Source organism: Shimia fortis (assembly GCF_040225985.1).
Taxonomy (GTDB): Bacteria; Pseudomonadota; Alphaproteobacteria; order Rhodobacterales; family Rhodobacteraceae; genus Shimia.
In genome coordinates this window covers 1-20354 of the sequence record NZ_JBBPEU010000019.1, presented here as the reverse complement: position 1 = coordinate 20354, position 20354 = coordinate 1, and the positions used below count along the sequence as shown (strand labels likewise).

The window sequence follows — 20354 nt, the reverse complement described above, 5'->3', positions numbered from 1 at the left end:
ACCCGGTCGCTGCCGCCATTCCCGTCCAGCGTATCCGCGCCGCGGTCACCAACCAGCGTGTCGTTGCCGCCCTGCGACTGGATCAGGTCGTTGCCCGCCTCTCCGAAGATCAGATCGCCAGCTGCCGAGCCAACGAGAGTGTCGGCAAAATCGGTGCCATAAAGCCGCTCGATCGAAATCAGGGTGTCGGTCGCGCCATAGGTGTCGGTTGCGGTGCCGATGGTCAGGTTGACGTTGACGCCCTGTGTGCCGCCATCGCGGAAATAGGACACCTCATCCACGCCGGCCCCGCCGTTCAGGGTGTCATTGCCATCTCCACCGACAAGAATGTCGTCGCCCGCGAAGCTTTCGATCAGGTCATTGCCTTCCAGACCGTGGAACACATCGCCACTGGCGGACCCTCGCAAGGTGTCGTTCTGGTAAGAGCCGGTCACATGTTCGATATCGACCAGCGTATCTGTATTGCCGTGGGTGTCGATTGCGGACCCCGAGGTGAGATTCACGTTGGCCCCACGCGTGCCACCGTCGCGGTAATAGAGCACCTGATCGTATCCGGCACCGCCATCCAGAGTGTCATTACCCGATCCGCCAATCAGCGCGTCGTTGCCGCTGTCCCCCGAGAGAGAGTCTGCGCCGTTTAGCCCGTTCAGCGTGTCATTCCCGGCCAAACCGGAAATCTGATCGTCACTGTTGCTGCCCGGAAGGCTGTTGTTTCCACCGTCACCGGAAAAGGATGCCATGTGCCTGTTTTCCCCAATACTGTCCAACGGCCTTTTTTCAAACAGCTTTACGGCAGAAGTTTAGCGAAGCAATGGCTGATTTACGGTTGGAAGATCACTTTTGAGCAAGTGTTCCCGAAAAGGTATGGAAAACCACACCTTTTTCCAATTCTGTCGGAAAAGGCGCGGTTTGAGGTCAAATATCCTTGGCCAGACGCAGTGCGTCATAGATCGCGGCATGGGTGTTGCGGGCAGAGACTGCGTCGCCGATGCGGAACAGTTGGAATGCCCCGCTCTCGTTCCGCAGGACCGTCTGGGGGCGTCCTGCGATCAGTGCGTCATAGTCCACGGCCCCGCCATTCGAACTGAGTGGCTTGAGGTCGAAATAGAGCTCATCAAGAGGCAGGGTGCCGTAATTCACGACAATTTGGTCAAAGTCGCGCTGTTCGGTGAACGCCGAGTAATCCGTGCCGATGGTGGCTGTGAGGCGATTGCCCGCGCGGCACACGTCCAGCAGGCGGCGGGTCACGGTAAAGGTGACGTCCTTGTCCTGCAGGGCGCGCATATAGGGCACAAGGTTCATGCCCATGATCTCGGGGGCAAAGACGCGGTCCGGGGTCATGATCTCGACCTTTGATCCGGCGGCCGCCGCCACTTCGGCCGCCTGTAGCGCCGGGTGATCTCCGCTTTCGTCATAGATCAGGATGTGCTGTGCCGGTTTGACATCGCCCGAAATCAGGTCCCAAGCCGACACGACATGCGGGGCCTCGGTGCCGGTCTCGAACAGTTCAGTATTGGGGATGCCGCCCGTTGCCACGATCACCACGTCCGGTGACAGGGAGGCCACATCCGCCGCCTCGGCCCATGTGTTGAAATGGAAGGCCACGTCGCGTGCGGCACATTGGGTCATGCGCCAGTCGATGATCGAAAGCATCTCGCGGCGGCGCGGGTTTTGGGCCGTGAGGCGGATTTGCCCGCCGGGAGCGGGCTGGGCCTCGAACACAATCACCTCGTGACCGCGCTCTGCCGAAACACGCGCCGCCTCGAGACCGGCAGGTCCTGCGCCGACGATCACGATCTTTTTCTTCCGGGGTGCAGGCCCGATGTCATGGGGCATGGTCTGTTCGCGCCCGGTTGCCGCATTGTGGATGCAGAGCGCCTCGCCCGCCTGATAAATCCTGTCAAGGCAATAGGTTGCCCCGACACAGGGGCGGATATCCTGTTCGCGCCCCTGCATGATCTTGCGCACAATATGCGGGTCGGCCATATGGGCGCGGGTCATGCCGACCATATCCAGAAGCCCCTCGGTAATCGCATGGCGCGCAGTTGCCACATCGGGGATTTTCGCCGCGTGAAAGGTGGGCATGCCGGTCACCTGTTTGACCTTGCCCGCGAAATCCAGATGCGGCGCGCTGGCCATGCCCTGTACCGGGATCACATCGGTCATGGCGGGGTCAGTGTGGATGCGACCGCGAATGACATTCAAAAAGTCGAGCTGCCCCGTCGCGGCCAGACGTTTGGAAATCTCCAGACCATCGGCCTCGGTGATGCCGCCCCTCTGGGCCTCGTCAGCGGTGTAGCGAAACCCGACGATAAATTGGTCCCCGACCCGTTTGCGGATTGCGGACAGCACGTCCATCGGAAACCGCAGCCGGTTTTCGAGCGTGTCCGCGCCGTAGGGGCCCACCAGATCATTGGTCAGAGGCGACCAGAACTGGTCCATCAGGTGCCCGTAGACCTGTAGTTCGATGCCGTCCATGCCCCCGGCCTGCATCCGTTCGGCCGCATCAGCAAAGTCACGGATGATGCGGTCAATATCCCAGTCCTCAAGCAACTTGGGAAAGGCGCGGTGTGCCGGTTCCCGGTGTTTCGAGGACGACACTGAGGGCAGCCAATCGCCCTTGTTCCAGCCGGTTCGCCGCCCCAGATGGGTCAGTTGGATCATCACGGCGCATCCGTGTTCATGGCACCCGTCCGTCAGGCTCCGGATCCACGGCACCACCTCGTCCTTGTAGGCCAGGATGTTGTTGAACACGGGCGGGCTGTCCCGCGACACTGCCGCCGACCCTGCCGTCATGGCCAGCGCCACACCGGCCTTGGCCCGTTCCTCGTGATAGGCGCGATAGCGGTCCTTTGGCATGCCATCCTCGGGATAAGCCGGTTCGTGGCTGGTGGTCATGATCCGGTTTCTCAGCGTCAGATGTTTGAGCTGATAAGGTTGGAGCAGAGGATCCTTGGACATGGGCGTTTTCCTGACGGCAGAACATGTAGGGCATGGGGCAGGGTGAAGAAATTGACACATGTGTCAAGTAATATATGCTGCCCCCATGACCGAAAGTGTGTCCCGCCGCCCGCGCGGCTCTCGTGATCTTTGGCTGGAGGCGGCCCATGACCTGCTGATCACCGGCGGGATCGACGCCGTGAAAGTCATGCCCATGGCGCGGCACCTGAACCTGACCCGTACGGGGTTTTACTGGTTTTTCAAGGATGTGGCGGATCTGCATGAGGCCATGATCCGCCGCTGGGAAGACCGCAACACGGGCCACCTTGTCGCCCGTTGCAACACCGGGGCTGGCAGCATTTGTGCCGGGCTGTTTGACCTGATGGATTGCTGGTTTGATCCTGCCCTGTTCGATGCGCGTCTGGATCTGGCCATCCGCAACTGGGCCCGCCTTGATCCTGACCTGCAACATCGTTTGGACAGGGTCGACGCGCAGCGGATCGCGGCGGTTGCGGAGATGTTCCGGCGTTTCGGCTACAGTGCCGAACAGGCGGAAACCCGCAGCATGACGGTGATCTACACGCAGATCGGATATATCTCGATGCAGGTTCGCGAAACCCCCGCCGCGCGTCTGGCGCGGGTCCCGCATTATGTCGAGGTCTTTGCAGGCGTAACGCCCGCCCCGCAGGAGGTGGACGCCTTTCTTGCAAGGCATCAGTGTGTTGTGTGACACCCGTTCACAAGCGCGTCAGCCAAACGCGCCTTCTGTAAGAAAGAGTCTGGTTTTTCACGGAAATTCCCCGCATGGTGGCCACAGGATGCGGGAGATTTCACGAATGAAGAAAACGGTTTGGGTGTTCCTTTTGGCGGCTATGGGCCTGTCGGCCTGCGAAACCTATGACACCGCGGGTGGCAGCAGCGGACAGCACATCCAAAACCTGCCTGAAGGGGTGGTACAAAAGGCGGCCCCTTTCCAGGATTTGACCGCGGTGCGCATTGATCCGGCGGACGGTTGCTATGTCTATCGGCACCGTGGTCCGGTCGAAACCACCTATTTGCCTCTGCGGACAGTCGATGGCCGTCCGATCTGCACTCGGGCGTCCTGATCCGGAAACAAAACGCCTCCCGTTTGCACAGGCGGCGTGCGCTGTGATCTTTGAGATTGCGCCCCCTGTCGGGATCAGGCCTCTGCCGGATGCAGGTGGACCGTGGTGCCAAGCGCCACCTGATCGTACAGCCCGTTGATATGGGCCATGACCATCCGCACGCAGCCGGAACTGGCCCGCCCGCCGATTGAGCGCGGATGCGGCGAGCCGTGGATGCGTAGATAGGTGTCGCGGTTCCCGTCGAACAGGTAAAACGCCCGCGATCCCAGCGGGTTATTCGGGCCACCATTCATCCCGTTCGCATATTTTGCATAGTCTTGCGGGTCGCGCTTTATCATGGCCGCTGTCGGGGTCCACGTGGGCCATTTGGCCTTGCGCTTGATGGTATAGGTGCCGGGTTCATAGAGATTGCCCCGCGCAATCGCCACGCCATACCGCATCGCCGTGCCATCGCCTTGGATATGATAGAGATATCGCGCCACAGCATCGACATGGATGTCGCCGGGGGTAAGCCCAGGGTTGGCCTTGATGCGCTGCGGCAGAAACCGGGGGTGGAACCCCCACGGGTTCGACGTAGCAGGATCATAGTTGGCAGGGGTGACCTGTGCGTCCCATGCGGCCCAACGCGACCTGTCTGAGACCGGTGCCGCCTGAACAGAAGTGGCAATCGGGGTGGCCGCCGCAGCCGCCGAGGACATCAGGAATGTGCGTCTGGTAAACATGGGGTCTTTTCCTAAAGCGTTTCACCTAAAATCATGACAGCCCCGCAGCGCTTGTTCAACCATGGGCGCTTCACAACGCCGTGTTTTCCGATTGCACAGCTCCGTTGCGCTTTGTTTTCGGGATTCGGGGCAGAACGGGCGGGATTATGCCAACCGGATGATGAAACTGATAAATTTCGGTAAATTCGACCGGTCAGAACACATTTTTGCCCTGTTTCTGAACAGAGTTTGCCACAGCTCTGGACCAGATAGGGGGCAGGAGGTCTTGGCATGGCTTTTTCGACGTCACATGTGAACATGATCAACCTGCAGGTGCTGGCAGAAGATCAGATTGCGATCGACAAAGCGACGATCGATCCTGATACGGGCAGGTCGGTTTATGATCTCAACCGCGCAAGCAATCCGAAACACTATATCTGGCAAAGCGAATACCAAACGATTCCGCAGGGCATGGATGGTCGGCCTGAACAGTTTGCCGAACGGCTGCGAGAGGCCCTGCCGCAAGTGAACAATCTGCGTCTGGGTTTCAATGAGTTTTCGTTTAACCCGGACGGATCCCTGCATGAGCAATATGAACGTTTCCTGACGGCGGCGGCGGCGCATGGGTTCGAGATCACCTTCCTTTATGCAGGCGGTGACGCGCAAAATATCGGAAACGGAAATTCCGCATGGGGCCATTCGGATCTTGGCAATGCGGCCGCCTATGAGGCCTTGCAGGAAAATTTCACCGATCTGAGCGGCGCATGGGCGTCTTTGCTTGACTGGCTCGACCAGAACAGTGCGGTGGCCGAGGCTGTGTTCGGGTTTGAATTGATGAACGAACCGGCGGGATACCGGTTCAGCATCCGCGAGAACGGACCGGGAGAAGGCTATGACCTTGCAGATTTCGTGCAGCTTTACGCCGATCACGTGATTGCGCTGTCCGATATGATCCAGCCGCGGGCAGACGGGCACATTCTGGTCGATGGCTGGGGGTTTGCCGGAGATTTTGAAACGCTTGATCAGACCCGGATCGCAAACGGTGTTCCGGCGCTCGAGTATATCCGTGCGGGCATTGGCGAGGCGCTGATCTGGTCAGCGCACCTGTTTCCGGGCTGGAGTGGCACCGACGACGCAACGACACGGGAAGAACTTGAACAGATTCTGGATGCGCATTTCGCGCCGCTTGCCGGGGATGCCGTTCTGGTGACGGAAACCAATGCCACAGGCACCGTGAACAATTTTGAAGGCGGTGACGATATCACGGACCTGTTCGTGGCAAGCTATGAATGGTTCGCAGAAAACGGGATAGGCCTCGGGTGGTGGCCAGGTGCGGAAACCGGCGCGTCGAACTTCGTGGTGATCGATGGAAACGGCTCCCTGCGGTTCCTGCATCAACATTCCTTCGCCCATGGCATGAACGCCTATTCCCTTGATGAGGCCCCCGCCGCAATGGCGGGCAATGACCGGGTTGACGTGGATCTGGTCGCCGGGCGGTTGCGCAATGAACGCTATGAACAGGATTATGCCGACACGCTTTTCGACGAAGAGCGCCTGTTGGGCACCGCCTTTGGTTATGCGGGCAATGACACGCTGACCGGGACCGACACCTCGAACGATTTTCTTTATGGCGGCACAGGACGGGACAGCCTGCTTGGCGGGCTTGGGGATGATTTCCTGTTCGGCCAGCAGGGGGATGATGTCCTGAGCGCGGAAGGCGGTATAAACCATCTGTTCGGCGGATCAGGAGATGACACATTGCTAGGGCAGGCGGGGTATGACCAACTCGCCGGTGGTACTGGCGCGGACCTGTTCATCACGAACGGCGTCGGGCATGACGTCATCACGGATTTCGACGGTGTGCAGGATCGCATCGACCTGAACGGGGCTTTCGAAACTTGGGCCGAGGCCTTTGCGCAAATGGCCTCGGTGGATGCGGACAATGACGGCGCGGCGGATGATCTCATGATCCGGGCTGGCGCGGGGCGCAGTGTGACCGTGCTGAACCTGTCGGTCGAACACGTGCATGTGGGAGTGTTTGAGAACCTGACTGTGCCTGCTGGTGTGATCTATGGCACCCAAGGAAACGACACCCTGCGTGGCGGCGAGGGGACCGATACTCTGATCGGGCAGGACGGGGCAGACATCCTGATCGGTGGCGGCGGCAATGATGTTCTCAGCGGCGGCACAAGCAACGCCGACCTGCGCGACATCCTCTACGGAGGACAGGGCAACGACTCGCTGGATGGTGGTTATGGCAATGACCAACTGCGGGGCGACAGCGGCCGCGATACCCTTGTGGGCGGCTTCGGGGCCGATACCCTGATCGGCGGTGAGGGCGATGATGGCCTGATGGGCGGTGCCTTTGCCGATCAGCTTTTCGGGGGCGACGGGGGCGACTTCTTGAATGGTGGCTTCGGACATGACCTTCTGAACGGCGGGGGGGGCGCAGACAGGTTCTATCACCTCGGGATCCGGGACCATGGGTCTGACTGGGTTCAGGACTATAGTGCGACCGGGGGGGATGTCCTGCATTTCGGCATCGCCTCGGCCACCGAATCCCAGTTCCAGGTAAACACCACCCATACCACCAATGCCGCAGGGGAACGGTCGGGGGATGACAACGTGGAAGAGGCGTTCGTGATCTACCGTCCGACGGGCCAGATCATGTGGGCGCTGATCGACGGGGCCGGTCAGGACAGCATCAACCTGCAGATCGGGGGGCAGGTGTTCGATCTCATGGCGTGAGCGCCCAAGTTTTTGGAAAACACGCCAAATCGACGTTGGCCAGCGGTGCTGCGTTGACAGCTTTCCTGCGCCTTCCTAGCCTGTATCCAGATTAAAAAAATTCCATAATTCAGGTGATTGACGATGGATATTCTTGGCACGACTGGCAACGACACGCTTTATGGCACCGCTCAGAATGACCGGTACCTTCCCCTTCAGAACACCAGCGAAGACCGGATCTATGCCTCTCTGGGCAATGATGTTTTCGATTTTTCGCAAGCGGATGGCCAGAGTTTCTACCGGCTCGAATACCGCGATATGGCGGGCAGCGTGGTGGCGGATATCAACGGGGCGGCCAATACCGGCACGATCCGGATCGCCGGGAATACCGATACCCTGGTCGATGTGCAGAACGCACTTAACGGAAGCGGGCTGCAAATCATCGACAACGCGCGCAACGGCACCTACACGATGCGCCCCGGACCGGATGGTTGGTTCGACATTCGCGGGGGTGAAGGCAATGACACCTTCAACCTCATCATGGATGGCTATGGCCGACTGACCTATCGCTGGGGGGCGGACAGCAACCCGACGACCGGCCTTGTCATGAACCTGGCCACAGGCGTTGTGGCTAATGACGGATTTGGTGGGCGCGACCAGATCAACCTGACGGATATGGGCGGGCGACTTGAAATTCGGGGTACGGATTTTAACGATCGCATCATCGGCAGCGCCGGGCGCGAAAGTTTCATCGGTGAGCGCGGCAATGACACCTTCGATGGAGGTGCGGGCGAAGACCGCGTGCGCTATGACCGCGACGGGGTCGGCTCGGTCAATGTCGATCTTGCGGCGGGGCGTGTCACCGGCACGTGGGACGGGTACAATTTCACCGACACCCTGATCAATATCGAGAATGTCAGCGGGTCACAGTTTAACGACACGATGATGGGCAGCAGCGGCGATGATACTTTGTTCGGCGCCAGCGGAGATGACTATATCGTAGGCGGTGAAGGCTACGACCGGCTCTATGGGGGCTATGGCGACGATACGCTGGATGGCTCGACAGGCGGCGGGACTTTGGGGGACACGGTGTTTCCATATCTGGGGGCCAACACGATCCTCGGGAACGAGGCCCTCTGGCGAGCAGGGAACGGTACGGATATCAGTTATTACCACGTTTATGGTGTTGGCGGCCTGACCATTACCCAAGGCACCGACGGATCCGGCACTGTAGTCAGCGGGACGGTAGGACAGGTGAATGACACCTACACCTTCGGCCACAGCATCGTCGGCTCGGGCGATGCGGACACGTTTCTTGGCCTTGCCTCGGACAACGGGCAGGTGTCGTCTTGGGCTGGGGCGGCGGGTGATGACAGTTTCACCGGAAGTGCCGGCTTCGATGTGCTGGGGTACGGCATTGGCGATTTGGGGATCGATGCCCAGTTTACCGCCGAGGGCAGCGGAACGGTGCTCGACGCTTTTGGCGACACCGACAGTTTCACCGGAGTTGAAGGCGTCATCGGCACTGATATGGCCGACACGATGTCCGGGTCAGACGCTGGTGAGGACTTTATGGGGGACGCCGGGAATGATCGTCTTGTCGCAAATGGCGGTGACGATACGCTGCAGGGCGGTAGCGGTGCCGATACATTGATCGGCGGCGATGGCGACGACCATATCTATGGCTTTGAAGGGGGCATGCGCGGTTTTGATTTGCAGGATGATGTGCCGGATTTGCGGGATATCGTCTATGCTGGGGCCGGCAACGACGTTGTCGACGGTGGTGACGGCAACGACGAATTGCGCGGCGACGCGGGCAACGACTCTATTGCCGGTGGCTTTGGGGCCGATACCGTGATCGGCGGTACCGGCGATGATGTTCTGACAGGCTCGGCCTATGGGGATGTGGTCTTTGGCGGCGACGGCGGCGATTTTGTGAATGGCGGTTTTGGCCATGACCTTGTGAACGGCGGCGCGGGCGGCGACCGGTTCTTCCATATCGGTGTGATCGGCCACGGGTCTGATTGGATTCAGGATTATAGCGCCAGTGAAGGAGATCTGCTGGTGTTCGGCAATGCCTCGGCCACGCGGTCCCAGTTCCAGGTGAACACCACCCACACCTCTAACGCCGCCGGCGAACGCTCGGGCGAGGATGCCGTGGAAGAGGCTTTCGTGATCTATCGCCCGACGGGCCAGATCATGTGGGCGCTGGTTGACGGGGCCGGTCAGGACAGCATCAACCTGCAAATCGGGGGGCAGGTGTTCGATCTCATGGCTTGATCGATCCTTCAGGAGGCCATGTAAGGCTTAAGGGTAATTGTATTCTGTTTTCTTGATGTGAATCATGGTCTGAGGGCACTGTCTGTCGGATAATCTCAAAACACCAATGGGCAAATGTCTTGCGTGATGGCTTTGTCACGCGGCGGGGCGCATTGGTTCGGGAACCGGTTTGAGAGGCTTTATGACTTTTCCAAATGATTTGACACGGGTGTCGGTGTCGACCACCGGCAGCGAGGGTGATTGGGACTCGGGCTTGGCAAGCCTGAGCACAGACGGTCGCTATGTGACCTTTGAATCTGGCGCGACCACACTGGTTGCGGATGACACCAACAACCGGTCCGACGTCTTTGTACATGACCGCCAGACCGGCGAAACCCGCCGCGTCAGCCTGTCATCCGAAGGGGATGAAAGCACCGAGACCTCGGGAACGCCCAATATTTCGGGCAATGGGCGCTATGTCGTGTTTACGTCTGGGGCAACAAATTTCGAATCTGATTTTCCCAACCGGTATACAGATGTTTTTCTGCATGACCTGCAAACTGGTGCGACCGAGTTGGTCGCGATCCCGATGCCGGGGGCCGTGTTCGTCAACAATTACTCAACCTTGCCGGATGTGTCCGATGACGGGCGTTACGTGACCTTTTTCTCACTGGCGACCAGTCTTGTTCCCGGTGATACCTTGCGCAGCACCGGCGACATTTTCGTATTTGACCGGGACACGCGCACAACCAGTCGTCTGAACGAAAACCCAGAGGGCGAAACTGCGCAAGGGTTTGCGCGTGATCCGGTGATTTCCGGTGATGGGGCTTTTGTGGCCTTTGACTCGGCCGCGTCTGATCTTGTGGCAGGCGACACCAACGGCACCAACGATATCTTCGTGCGAGAACAGCCTTCCGGCGCCATCAGCCGTGTGAGCGTCGCTTCGGACGGCACCGAGGCAAATGACAGTTCCAGTCAGGCGAGTTTGTCAGGGGACGGTCGGTTCGTGGCCTTCAGTTCTCGGGCCAGCAATCTGGTCGCCGGGGACAACAATGGTGTGACTGATGTATTTCTGCACGACCGCGTCACCGGGCAGACCACGCGCATCAGTGACGGGCTTGACGGGGAAGAGGCAGATGAGGCTTCTGGCGGGTCTGCAATCTCTGCGGACGGGCGCTATGTGGTGTATGGGTCAAACGCGTCCAATCTGGTCTATGGTGATACCAACCGGGCAGGCGACATCTTTGTGTATGACACTTTGACCGGCGTGACCCAGCGTGTCAGCATTGCCGCGGATGGCAGCGAGGCGACCCACCAATCCACCGGGCCGGATATCTCGGCGGACGGAGGTACGATTTCGTTCACATCCCATGCGACCAACCTTGTCCCCGGGGATACGAACCTGCGCGATGATGTATTCGTGGTCTCCAACCCCTTGCTCAGCAATGATGGCGCCAACCTGTTGCGGGGTGGTCAAGGCGATGAGCGGTTCATCGGAATGGGCGGCAATGACACGATCTTCGGCAATGGCGGCGATGATGTTCTTGATGGCGGCGCGGACAATGACAGTCTGCTTGGCGGGGATGGCGCGGACACGATTGTCGGCGGCGACGGCAATGACACGATCCGCGGCGGAGAAAGTGAAAACGACCTGCGTGACGTGGTCTATGCCGGCAACGGGAATGACGACATCGAAGGTGGCTATGGCAACGACGAACTGCGCGGTGACGATGGCCACGACACGATCGAAGGTGGCTTTGGCGCCGACACCGTGATCGGCGGCAGCGGCAATGACATCCTGACCGGCAGCGCGTGGTCCGATGTGATCCTTGGCGGGGCGGGCGATGACTTCGTCAATGGCGGCTGGGGTCATGACCGCGTGAACGGCGGCAGTGGCGCGGACCGGTTCTTTCACATCGGCATTCGCGACCACGGGTCCGACTGGATTCAGGATTACGATGCTGCCGGGGGAGATGTGCTGGTCTTTGGCATCGGAGCGGCCACGGAGTCACAGTTCCAGATCAATACCACGCATACCTCCAGCCCGGCTGGTGAAAGGTCGGGCGATGACAACATCGAAGAGGCGTTCGTGATCTATCGTCCGACGGGCCAGATCATGTGGGCGCTGGTCGATGGCGCAGGTCAGGATAGCATCAACCTGATGATTGCAGGACAGGTGTTTGACTTGATGGCGTGATGCCATGCCCTCACCCGGCATTTGCTTAGCGCGATACACCTCAGAGCGCATCCAATACCTGCGCGGCGCGTGCGCGGTAGGCGTCTTTCTTGTCGTCGCCCATCCGATCCCACGTGCGGAACACCTGCCCGAGCCGCGGATTGCCACGCAGCTTGTCCGCATTGCGGATCAGAAAATCCCAGTAAAGCGCGTTGAAAGGACAGGCGTTTTCGCCGGTCTTGTCCTTTACGTCATACCGGCAACCGCTGCAATAGTCCGACATCTTGTGGATATAGTTCCCACTGGCCGCGTATGGTTTCGACCCCAGAAGCCCGCCATCGGCGAACTGGCTCATCCCGATGGTGTTGGGGGCTTCGACCCATTCATAGGCGTCGAAATAGACCGCGAGATACCATTCATGCACCTGCTTGGGATTGACGCCTGCCAGCATGGCGAAATTCCCAGTCACCATCAGGCGCTGGATATGATGGGCATAGGCGGTGTCGCGCGTCTGGCCGATGGCCGCGGCAAGGCAGGCCATATCTGTGTCTGCGGTCCAGTAGAAATCAGGCAGGTCGCGTGTGGCATTGAAATAGTTTTCTTCGGTATACCCCGGCATCTTGAGCCAATAGATCCCGCGCACGTATTCGCGCCAACCGATGATTTGGCGGATGAACCCTTCGACCGCGTTCAGGGGCGCGTGCCCCTCGTAATAGGCCCGCTCCACGCGCTGGCAAACATGCAGCGGGTCCAGCAATCCGGCGTTGATATAAAGCGACAGGAGCGAGTGATACAGGAACGGCTCGCCGGTCAGCATCGCGTCCTGATAATCGCCGAAACAGGGCAGGGCGGTTTCCACGAAATGTGACAGGGCGCGTTCCGCGTCTTCGTGAGTGACTGCGTAAGGAAAGGGCTTCAACGTGCCGAAATTGTCTGTAAATTCCGTTTCGACCAGCTCAAGCACATCCGTGGTGATATCGTCCGGTTGCACGGTAAAGGGGCGTGGCATGAACAGGTCCGACTTGGCGGGTTTGCGGTTTTCGCTGTCAAAGTTCCACTTGCCGCCCTCGGGCTGATCCCCTTGCATCAACAGGCCCGTCTTGCGCCTCATCTCGCGATAGAAATACTCCATCCGCAACTGTTTGCGCCCCTCGGCCCAGGCGCGAAATTCGGCATGGCGGGCAATGAACCGCGTATCCTCAAGACAGGTGACGTCGACGCCGAACTTGTCAGACCAACGGTCTATTTCTGCCTTGAGCCGGTACTCGCCGGGTTCTGTCACCAGCACGCTACCGGCCTCATATTGCTTGAGGGCGCGCGCTACTTCGCCCGCAATCGTTCCGGTGTTGCCCGGGTCCGTCAGACAGGTATAAGCCACGGTCCAGCCGCGGTTTTCCAAGTCGCGCGCAAAGTGCCGCATGGCCGAAAACAGGAAGGCTATCTTTTTCTTGTGATGAGGCACATAACCCGCTTCTTCGGCGACCTCGGCCATGACCACGATGTCGCGGTCCGTGTCGGCCTCCACCAGGGCTGCGATGTCGAAAGACAACTGGTCCCCCAGGACCAGAACGATGCGTGGGGATGTGCCGGACGTCTGCCGTGTCTGTTGCGGATTTACCATACGACCTCTTTGCCTGCCCAATCGTAAAACCGCCCGGTTTCGGCGGCGGATACCCCTTCGATCACGTTTATTAGATTGCGCGCGGCTTCGGTGGGCGGCACGGTCTTGTGCTGAGGATAGTTGCGGGTGAAGTCCGTTGCCACGGTGCCCGGATGCAGGGCGATGCAAGCGAGTTGTTTATGACTGCGGGCCAGTTCGATCGAGGCGGTCCTGATGATCTGGTTCAACGCCGCCTTTGAGGTGCGATAGGAATACCAACCACCAAGGGCATTGTCGCCGATCGAGCCGACCCGCGCAGAGAGGGCCGCAAAGGCGGCTTTTCGATCCTTGGGAAAAAGCCGCACCGCATGTTTCAGGATCAGCGCCGGGCCGATGGCATTCACAGCAAAGAGACGCGCCATTTCATCGACCGTCAGGGTACGCAGCGACTTTTCCGGCCCGTGCGCGTCGGCCAGAATACCGGTGGCCACTATGACCACGTCGAACGGTGTCTCTAGCTGGCCAAGGTGTTGCGCAACGCTGTCTTCCGAGGTGATATCAAGCCCGTCCAATGCCCGTGACAGCCCGGTAACGGCATAGCCCCTTGCGGACAGACCTGCAGACAGTGCCTGTCCGATCCCTCCGGACGCTCCAATCACCAATGCCTGTTTGCTCATGGGCCTTACGCTCCGCTGTTCAAAAGGACGATGGCGCCGTTCAGCAGTGATGCAAAACCGACCCATGACAGGTAGGGCAGGAACAGCAGTGCCGACAGGCGGTCAGGGTGGAACGCCGCGCGGATGAACAGAATGATCACCACCAACAGCGCAAGGATCACCACAAGCGCTAATACAGGCATCTCAGCGGCAAAGAACACCGGCGACCACAGGAAATTCAGCGCCATTTGCAGCGACCACAACCGCATTAGCGGGCCGCGGTCCTGCATGTCCCAGATACGCCAGCCCACAAAGGCAATCATCAGGTACAACACGGTCCAGACCGGCGCGAAAATCCAGTTGGGCGGGTTGAAGGCGGGTTTTTGCAGGGCCGCATACCACGCGCCGGGCGCGGTCAGTGTGCCAATGGTGATCCCCGTCGCCATGACGCCGACCACAAAGATCAGCAGGACGATAAATCTATTCATTCCGGGTTCCTATTCTCTTGGTTTTTTGACGCTTGTGGCGGTCTTCAGGTCTTGTCAAACATGCGCTGGCAACGGGTAAAGTTGCGCACCATGAGGGGGCGCAGTTTCAGAAAGACACGGTAGGCACCTTCAAGCAACAGCGCGACACCCGGCAGGCTTGCGAGCCGCGCCAAGGGGCGCCATTGCGGGATCACGCGCCACAGCTCGATAAATCCGCGCGCGCCGGACACCTGCCGTCCGTCTTCGGTGCGCACATGAAACCGCGCCATTGCGGCCTCGCGCGAGAGGTCCGGTTCCCCGCTGAAGCTGTCGGATGAGACATCTACAAGGTGTAGCGCGTTCTGCTTATCCAGCCGCTGGTAATGGCTGATCTCGGCCGTACACAGCGGACAGGATCCGTCATAATAAACGGTTAGTTTTTCGTCGCTTTGCCCGGTGGTGTCCGACATGTCTTTTGCTGGCCTCGGAGGGTTGGTGTCTATGTACCTGTTTGCTTCTTCGCTTACGATTTAAGCGTCCTTTTGGATCACTTTGGGCGTCACATATCGAATCTTGATTTTTTTCGGATCCGGTCGTTAACCTTTTGCATCATCGGACGCCATCCCGACGGGTTGCCTGCATTTATTGACCCGTCGGTGGCGTGCCCGAGTTTTCAACGCACGGTCCGTGCCGCAATTTAGAACTGCTATTGCCGAGGTGGAATTTATGTCCGTATCCCAAGGAACCCCCAGTGTCTTTTCACCTGTTGGTGCAGGTGGCGGTTTTGGCGAGGTCATCGCCTTGTCCGGAGGCGGATATTTCATGGTGTGGCAGCAGCTGGTCAGCCCCTTCGCGCCTGTGGACGGAACGACGGACAACAATGGAACCGCCGTGTTTGGCCGCCTGTTCAACGCAGACGGCGCACCCTCGGGGGCGGTGTTTCAGATCAACCGGGAAACCGACGGGTTCCAGACCGAAATTTCTCTGACCGAGCTGTCTAATGGCAACGTGGCCGTGGCATGGACGGACGGGCCGGGGCTGGACGGGGTGGTGGATGCGCGTGCAGTGATCCTGTCGGCCTCGGGGGCGTTCGTGTCTGATGAAATCCACCTGCGCCCCGACCCCGACAACGACCAGCGCCTGCCTGTTGTCGCCCCGACCGAAGGTGGCGGCTTTGTCGTGGCGTGGGAAGATGACGTCTATGGGCGCAGCGGTGAAAACTATTGGATGGCGCAGGTGTTTGACGCCACAGGCGCGGCGACGACGCCAGAGATGCGCGTCATCACCGGCAGCCGTCTTGAGGCGTCAGAAGATGCGCATCTCGCGGCGTTGGGCAACGGACTGTTCGCGCTGACCGTCAATGGCGAAAGCGCGGTTTTCGGAAGCACGCCCTATACCTACGACTGGTTTGGTCAGGACATCACGGAAACCACCCAGATCGGCGGCGGCGCGCGGCCATTGGGCTTTCGCGAGGACGACGCGGTGGGCCTGGGGGATGGCCGCGTGGCCACGGTTGATCTGGAGGGGGACGGGTCGATTTTCCGCCCCCTCAGCCTGACCGTGCGGGTGTTTGAAACGCAAGAACGCGACGCAAGTCCAATGGGACATGGGGACGGGACGCAGCGGACCGAGGCCCAATATGAACTTGTCGAGACCACAAGCGTCGAGATCGACATGCCCGACACGCCATTTCGCGCCGCGTCCAATGACCTGCCTGCGGCGGCGCTTGCTGCAACACCTGACGGCAACCTGCTGGTTGTCTGGGCGCAGGTTTCGGGGGGGACGTCCACCGCGCCCGAGTTTTCCCTTTACGGACAGGTCGTGCATCCGGCCGGGGCCATGTTGACCGGTGTGATGATGATTGCCGATGGTCTGGCGGGTACGCAATTGCTGCCCCCCTTCGTGGCGGTGGGCACGGACGGGCGCGCACTGATCGGCTGGACCGGCGAAAGCGGGCGCACCGGTGACGGTTCGCAGGATCTCATGGGCGACGTCTACAGCTTCACTTTGCCCGACCGCTCGATTGCCACCGAAGGCAACGATATGATCGTCGGCACCTATGGGGGCGACACTTTCTATGGGTCGGGCGGGCAGGATACGATCTATGGCCTTGATGGCGACGACATCTTCTTTCAGGACGCCGACCAGACAGAGCTTTATGACGGGCGCATCGTGGCGTCTTCGTTGCTTGAGGATTACTGGTATGGCAACGGCGGCAATGATCATTTCGTCATCACCCTTCTGGGGGCCAGCGGCGAGGTCAGCCAGCGCGAATTCCCGGGCGCAGGCATGGACACGCTGGATTATAGCGGGGTGGCGCACGGGCTGGAGGTGACCAACAACCTGATCGTTCCCGGCTCGGATTTCGAGCATGAATTCGAACGCGTGATCGGCACGTTCCATGATGATCTTCTGGTCTTTGAAACCTCGAACCGCAGCGACAGCCCGGACTGGAGCCTGCACGCCGAAAGCGGCAATGACACGATCACCGGATATTTCTATGGCATCCCCTTTGGAAGCCCTGCGCACACTTACACCGTGGATGGCGGTGCGGGCACCGACCAGATCGTGATCGAGACCTTCGGGACCACGGCGGCGGACTTCTCTCTGGTCCACCACGGGGATCACTATACGTTGGGGCTGTTTCAGGACGACGGCACTGGTGGCAGCACGACCGACACTTATGGCGAGGTCGTGTTGCGCAGCATTGAGTCGATCCGGTTCAACGATGGCGAGGTGGCCCTGTCCCCCACGGCCAGCGTGGCCAGCGGCGCGCTGGGCCGGTCCACCACGCCGCCGCCGCCGGAACCTACCGCAGGGCCTGACACGCTCAGCGGGACCGCTGGGGATGACCGGCTGACCGGTCTTGGTGGCGACGACCTGTTGAATGGCGGCGACGGCAATGACACGCTGATCGGCGGCGAGGGGAACGACACCCTGATCGGCGGCACCAGTGAAAACGACCTGCGCGACATTGTATATGGCGGCAATGGCAATGACAGTATCGACGGCGGCTATGGCAATGACGAGTTGCGCGGCGATGACGGTAACGACACGATCGAAGGCGGCTTTGGTGCGGATACTGTCATTGGCGGTGCCGGTAATGATATCCTGACCGGTAGCGCCTGGTCCGACCTCATATTCGGCGGGGATGGTGATGACTTCGTCAATGGCGGCTGGGGCCATGACCGCGTGAATGGCGGCGCGGGCGCAGACCGGTTCTTCCATATCGGCATCCGCGACCACGGCTCGGATTGGATCCAGGATTATGATTCATCCGAGGGCGATGTGCTGGTCTTTGGCATCGGCACGGCGACGGCGGATCAATTCCAGATCAACACCACCCACACCTCCAGCCCGGATGGGGAACGGTCAGGCGAGGACAATATCGAAGAGGCCTTTGTGATCTACCGGCCCACTGGCCAGATCATGTGGGCGCTGGTTGACGGTGCAGGTCAAGACAGCATCAACCTGATGATTGCCGGGCAAGTCTATGATTTGATGTCTTGATTTTCCGTGTGGGTGGTCAAGGTCCGTCGATCTGGTGGCGGGCCTTTCTGTTTGTGTCCAGGCGACACATACGCATCGCCACATATATCGCATGACGCATATCAAGGCCGGAACCTTCCCTGTCTAATAAAATCCCTATGAGACCATTTGAGGGAACAAAAGGGAGAAGTCTCATGGCAACGAACTTGTTTGGGTATAGCATGACGGGCGTCGGAACTGATGGACCCGATAGTCTTTATTCCGAGAACCACATCGAAATCACGAACGAAGGTGGCGTCTATTGTGGCCTTTGGGGTAAAGGGGATAGCGATAGTTTCTACATACAAAACCCGTCCAACCCGCTTTTGACCCACGTTGTTGTTTTTGCGGATATCTCGTGGGAGGGGACGCCAGGTGCGGATGACACGGTGCACATTGATTTTTCGGGCACCGATCAGCCCATTCAACTGAATGCGCCACGGTCTGTCGATTCCTCTAACCCCGGAACCTTCTTCTGGCTTCAGGACCCGGATACGGGGGCGACCGACTTCAGCATTTCCGGAACAGGTATCGAACATGTCGATCTGGTTGCGGGCTCTGGCGATGATCGTTTCACGATTGGGCATCACTGGATGAATCTGGATGGCGGAGCAGGCACCGATATTTTTTATCATAGCTTCAGCCGCAGTGATCCTCAGACAGGACAGATCATCCCCAATGCCTATGCGATTCACGTTGACATGGCGCAGGTCGCTTCAGCCACCGGGCAGACACTGCCAGACGGCTCTCACTTGCAGAATATCGAACGGGCCAACCTGACGCTCGGCACCATGAACGATAGCTTTTCCGATTTCGGAGATTTCGATGATCGTGTCTCGGGTGAAGGCGGGGACGATACCCTGCGCAGTTCCGGTGGGGCTGACAGCCTGTACGGGCAGGATGGCACCGATACCGCGATAGTCGACTGGTCCGCGCAAACGGGCGAGGTCCATATGACCATGCCGGGCAGCAGCAGCAATTGGTTGCGCTTGTGGATTGGGGATTCGGCAGATCCCGGAGATCCTTCAGGGGCCTATTACGACGCGGAAACAAGCGTGGACTTGTACTATTTCGAACGTTTCGAGATCAGGACGGGATCTGGCGCGGATATCCTTCTTGCGACCGATGCCGATGACAACTGGCACGGAGGCGCGGGTGATGACAGCCTGAGCGGTGGCGCTGGCAATGATACGCTGGATGGAGGCACGGGCGCGGATACGCTTTGGGGCGGTGATGGCGACGACGTCCTGACCGGTGGCGCCGGATCGGACAGCATCAATGGCGGCCACGGGGACGACACGGCCGTGTTCGATTTCGCAGCGCCGGGGGCGGCCGATGTGCTGGCCGACGGGGGCAGCTTCTACATCACGTCCGGTGGCGACACGGACACGGTTGACCGCAATGTCGAGCATTTCCAGTTCACGGACCGAACCCTCAGCAGTGATGATCTGTTGCTTCTGGCGGCGGCGCCCCCCACCGGCAGCGCCGTGATTGAGGGGACCGCTCTGGAAGGTCAGGTGCTGACTGCCGATGTCCTCGGGATCGACGATCCGAACGGGATGGGCATCATTTCCCTCCAGTGGTTGCGTGACGGTACGCCCGTGGACGGCGCGATCATGCCCAACTATATGCTTGGCGCCGAGGATGTCGGCGCGCAGATCGCAGTCGAAGTGCGCTATATCGACGGTATCGGCACCAGCGAAAGCGTGGTCAGCACCGCGACCACTCCCGTTGCACCCCTGCCAGTTGTGGAGACAGGCACCGACGGCAATGATGTGTTGCGCGGCGGGGCGGCAAACGACACGCTGAGTGGCGGGGATGGCAACGACACGCTGATCGGCGGGGATGGCGATGACGTACTGACCGGAGGCACGAGCGAGAATGACTTGCGCGATGTGATCTACGGCGGCAATGGCAATGATGATATCGACGGCGGCTATGGTAATGACGAGCTGCGCGGCGATGCCGGGAATGACACGATCGAGGGCGGGTTCGGCGCGGATACGGTCATTGGCGGTGCCGGCAATGACATCCTGACCGGCAGCGCGTGGTCCGATCTCATCTTTGGCGGGGATGGCGACGATTTCGTCAATGGCGGTTGGGGCCATGACCGCGTGAATGGTGGTGCCGGCGCAGACCGGTTCTTCCATATTGGCATTCGCGACCATGGATCGGACTGGATTCAGGACTACAA

14 protein-coding genes are annotated in these 20354 nt (G+C 59.7%); 7 read left to right on the top strand and 7 right to left on the bottom strand.

The window, feature by feature from the left end:
* A partial coding sequence (locus WNE31_RS17760) for a calcium-binding protein (RefSeq protein ID WP_349981290.1) occupies positions 1-740 on the bottom strand: 740 nt, incomplete at its 3' end.
* Positions 741-915: 175 nt separating this feature from the next.
* Positions 916-2961, bottom strand: a complete 2046-nt coding sequence (locus WNE31_RS17755; protein WP_349981289.1) for an NADH:flavin oxidoreductase — start codon at positions 2959-2961, stop codon at positions 916-918.
* An 85-nt stretch (positions 2962-3046) separates the two neighbouring features.
* Here WNE31_RS17755 and WNE31_RS17750 point away from each other — a divergent pair, with 85 nt between their 5' ends.
* Both WNE31_RS17750 and WNE31_RS17745 read left to right on the top strand, forming a co-directional pair.
* On the top strand, positions 3047-3670 hold the full coding sequence (locus WNE31_RS17750; RefSeq protein ID WP_349981288.1) for a TetR/AcrR family transcriptional regulator: 624 nt from the start codon (positions 3047-3049) through the stop codon (positions 3668-3670).
* A 106-nt stretch (positions 3671-3776) separates the two neighbouring features.
* Positions 3777-4046, top strand: a complete 270-nt coding sequence (locus tag WNE31_RS17745; RefSeq protein ID WP_349981287.1) for a hypothetical protein — start codon at positions 3777-3779, stop codon at positions 4044-4046.
* A gap of 74 nt (positions 4047-4120) precedes the next feature.
* Here the strand turns inward: WNE31_RS17745 and WNE31_RS17740 are convergent, their stop codons facing one another.
* The gene (locus tag WNE31_RS17740) at positions 4121-4768 is read right to left on the bottom strand and encodes a L,D-transpeptidase (protein ID WP_349981286.1); all 648 of its coding nucleotides are present in this window, start codon (positions 4766-4768) and stop codon (positions 4121-4123) included.
* A 270-nt stretch (positions 4769-5038) separates the two neighbouring features.
* On the opposite strand from WNE31_RS17740, the gene WNE31_RS17735 reads away from it, so the two are divergent.
* The 3 genes from WNE31_RS17735 to WNE31_RS17725 all read left to right on the top strand — a co-directional run bounded on the left by WNE31_RS17735 (position 5039) and on the right by WNE31_RS17725 (position 11930).
* Positions 5039-7495 carry a hypothetical protein gene (locus tag WNE31_RS17735; RefSeq protein WP_349981285.1) on the top strand — a complete coding sequence of 819 codons (2457 nt, stop codon included), beginning with the start codon at positions 5039-5041 and terminating at the stop codon, positions 7493-7495.
* Between the two features lie 123 nt (positions 7496-7618).
* Positions 7619-9754, top strand: a complete 2136-nt coding sequence (locus WNE31_RS17730) for a calcium-binding protein (protein WP_349981284.1) — start codon at positions 7619-7621, stop codon at positions 9752-9754.
* Positions 9755-9935: 181 nt separating this feature from the next.
* Positions 9936-11930, top strand: coding sequence for a hypothetical protein (locus WNE31_RS17725; protein ID WP_349981283.1), 1995 nt, complete (start codon positions 9936-9938; stop codon positions 11928-11930).
* 40 nt (positions 11931-11970) lie between these two features.
* Here the strand turns inward: WNE31_RS17725 and WNE31_RS17720 are convergent, their stop codons facing one another.
* From WNE31_RS17720 to WNE31_RS17705, 4 genes are read right to left on the bottom strand one after another with little or no spacing between them, the layout of a single operon-like run.
* On the bottom strand, positions 11971-13530 hold the full coding sequence (locus WNE31_RS17720; RefSeq protein WP_349981282.1) for a cryptochrome/photolyase family protein: 1560 nt from the start codon (positions 13528-13530) through the stop codon (positions 11971-11973).
* Positions 13524-14186, bottom strand: coding sequence for an SDR family NAD(P)-dependent oxidoreductase (locus WNE31_RS17715; protein WP_349981281.1), 663 nt, complete (start codon positions 14184-14186; stop codon positions 13524-13526). The genes WNE31_RS17720 and WNE31_RS17715 overlap by 7 nt, the downstream gene beginning before the upstream one ends.
* Before the next feature lie 5 nt (positions 14187-14191).
* Entirely contained in the window at positions 14192-14653 is a 462-nt protein-coding gene (locus WNE31_RS17710) for a TspO/MBR family protein (protein ID WP_349981280.1), read from the bottom strand.
* A 44-nt stretch (positions 14654-14697) separates the two neighbouring features.
* Complete coding sequence (locus WNE31_RS17705; RefSeq protein WP_349981279.1) at positions 14698-15102, bottom strand: thiol-disulfide oxidoreductase DCC family protein; 405 nt, start codon at positions 15100-15102, stop codon at positions 14698-14700.
* A 256-nt stretch (positions 15103-15358) separates the two neighbouring features.
* Between WNE31_RS17705 and WNE31_RS17700 the strand changes: the two genes are divergently transcribed.
* Both WNE31_RS17700 and WNE31_RS17695 read left to right on the top strand, forming a co-directional pair.
* Positions 15359-18142 (top strand): calcium-binding protein, encoded by a 2784-nt coding sequence (locus tag WNE31_RS17700; RefSeq protein ID WP_349981278.1) that lies wholly within the window; start codon positions 15359-15361, stop codon positions 18140-18142.
* Positions 18143-18315: 173 nt separating this feature from the next.
* A partial coding sequence (locus tag WNE31_RS17695; protein ID WP_349981277.1) for a calcium-binding protein occupies positions 18316-20354 on the top strand: 2039 nt, incomplete at its 3' end.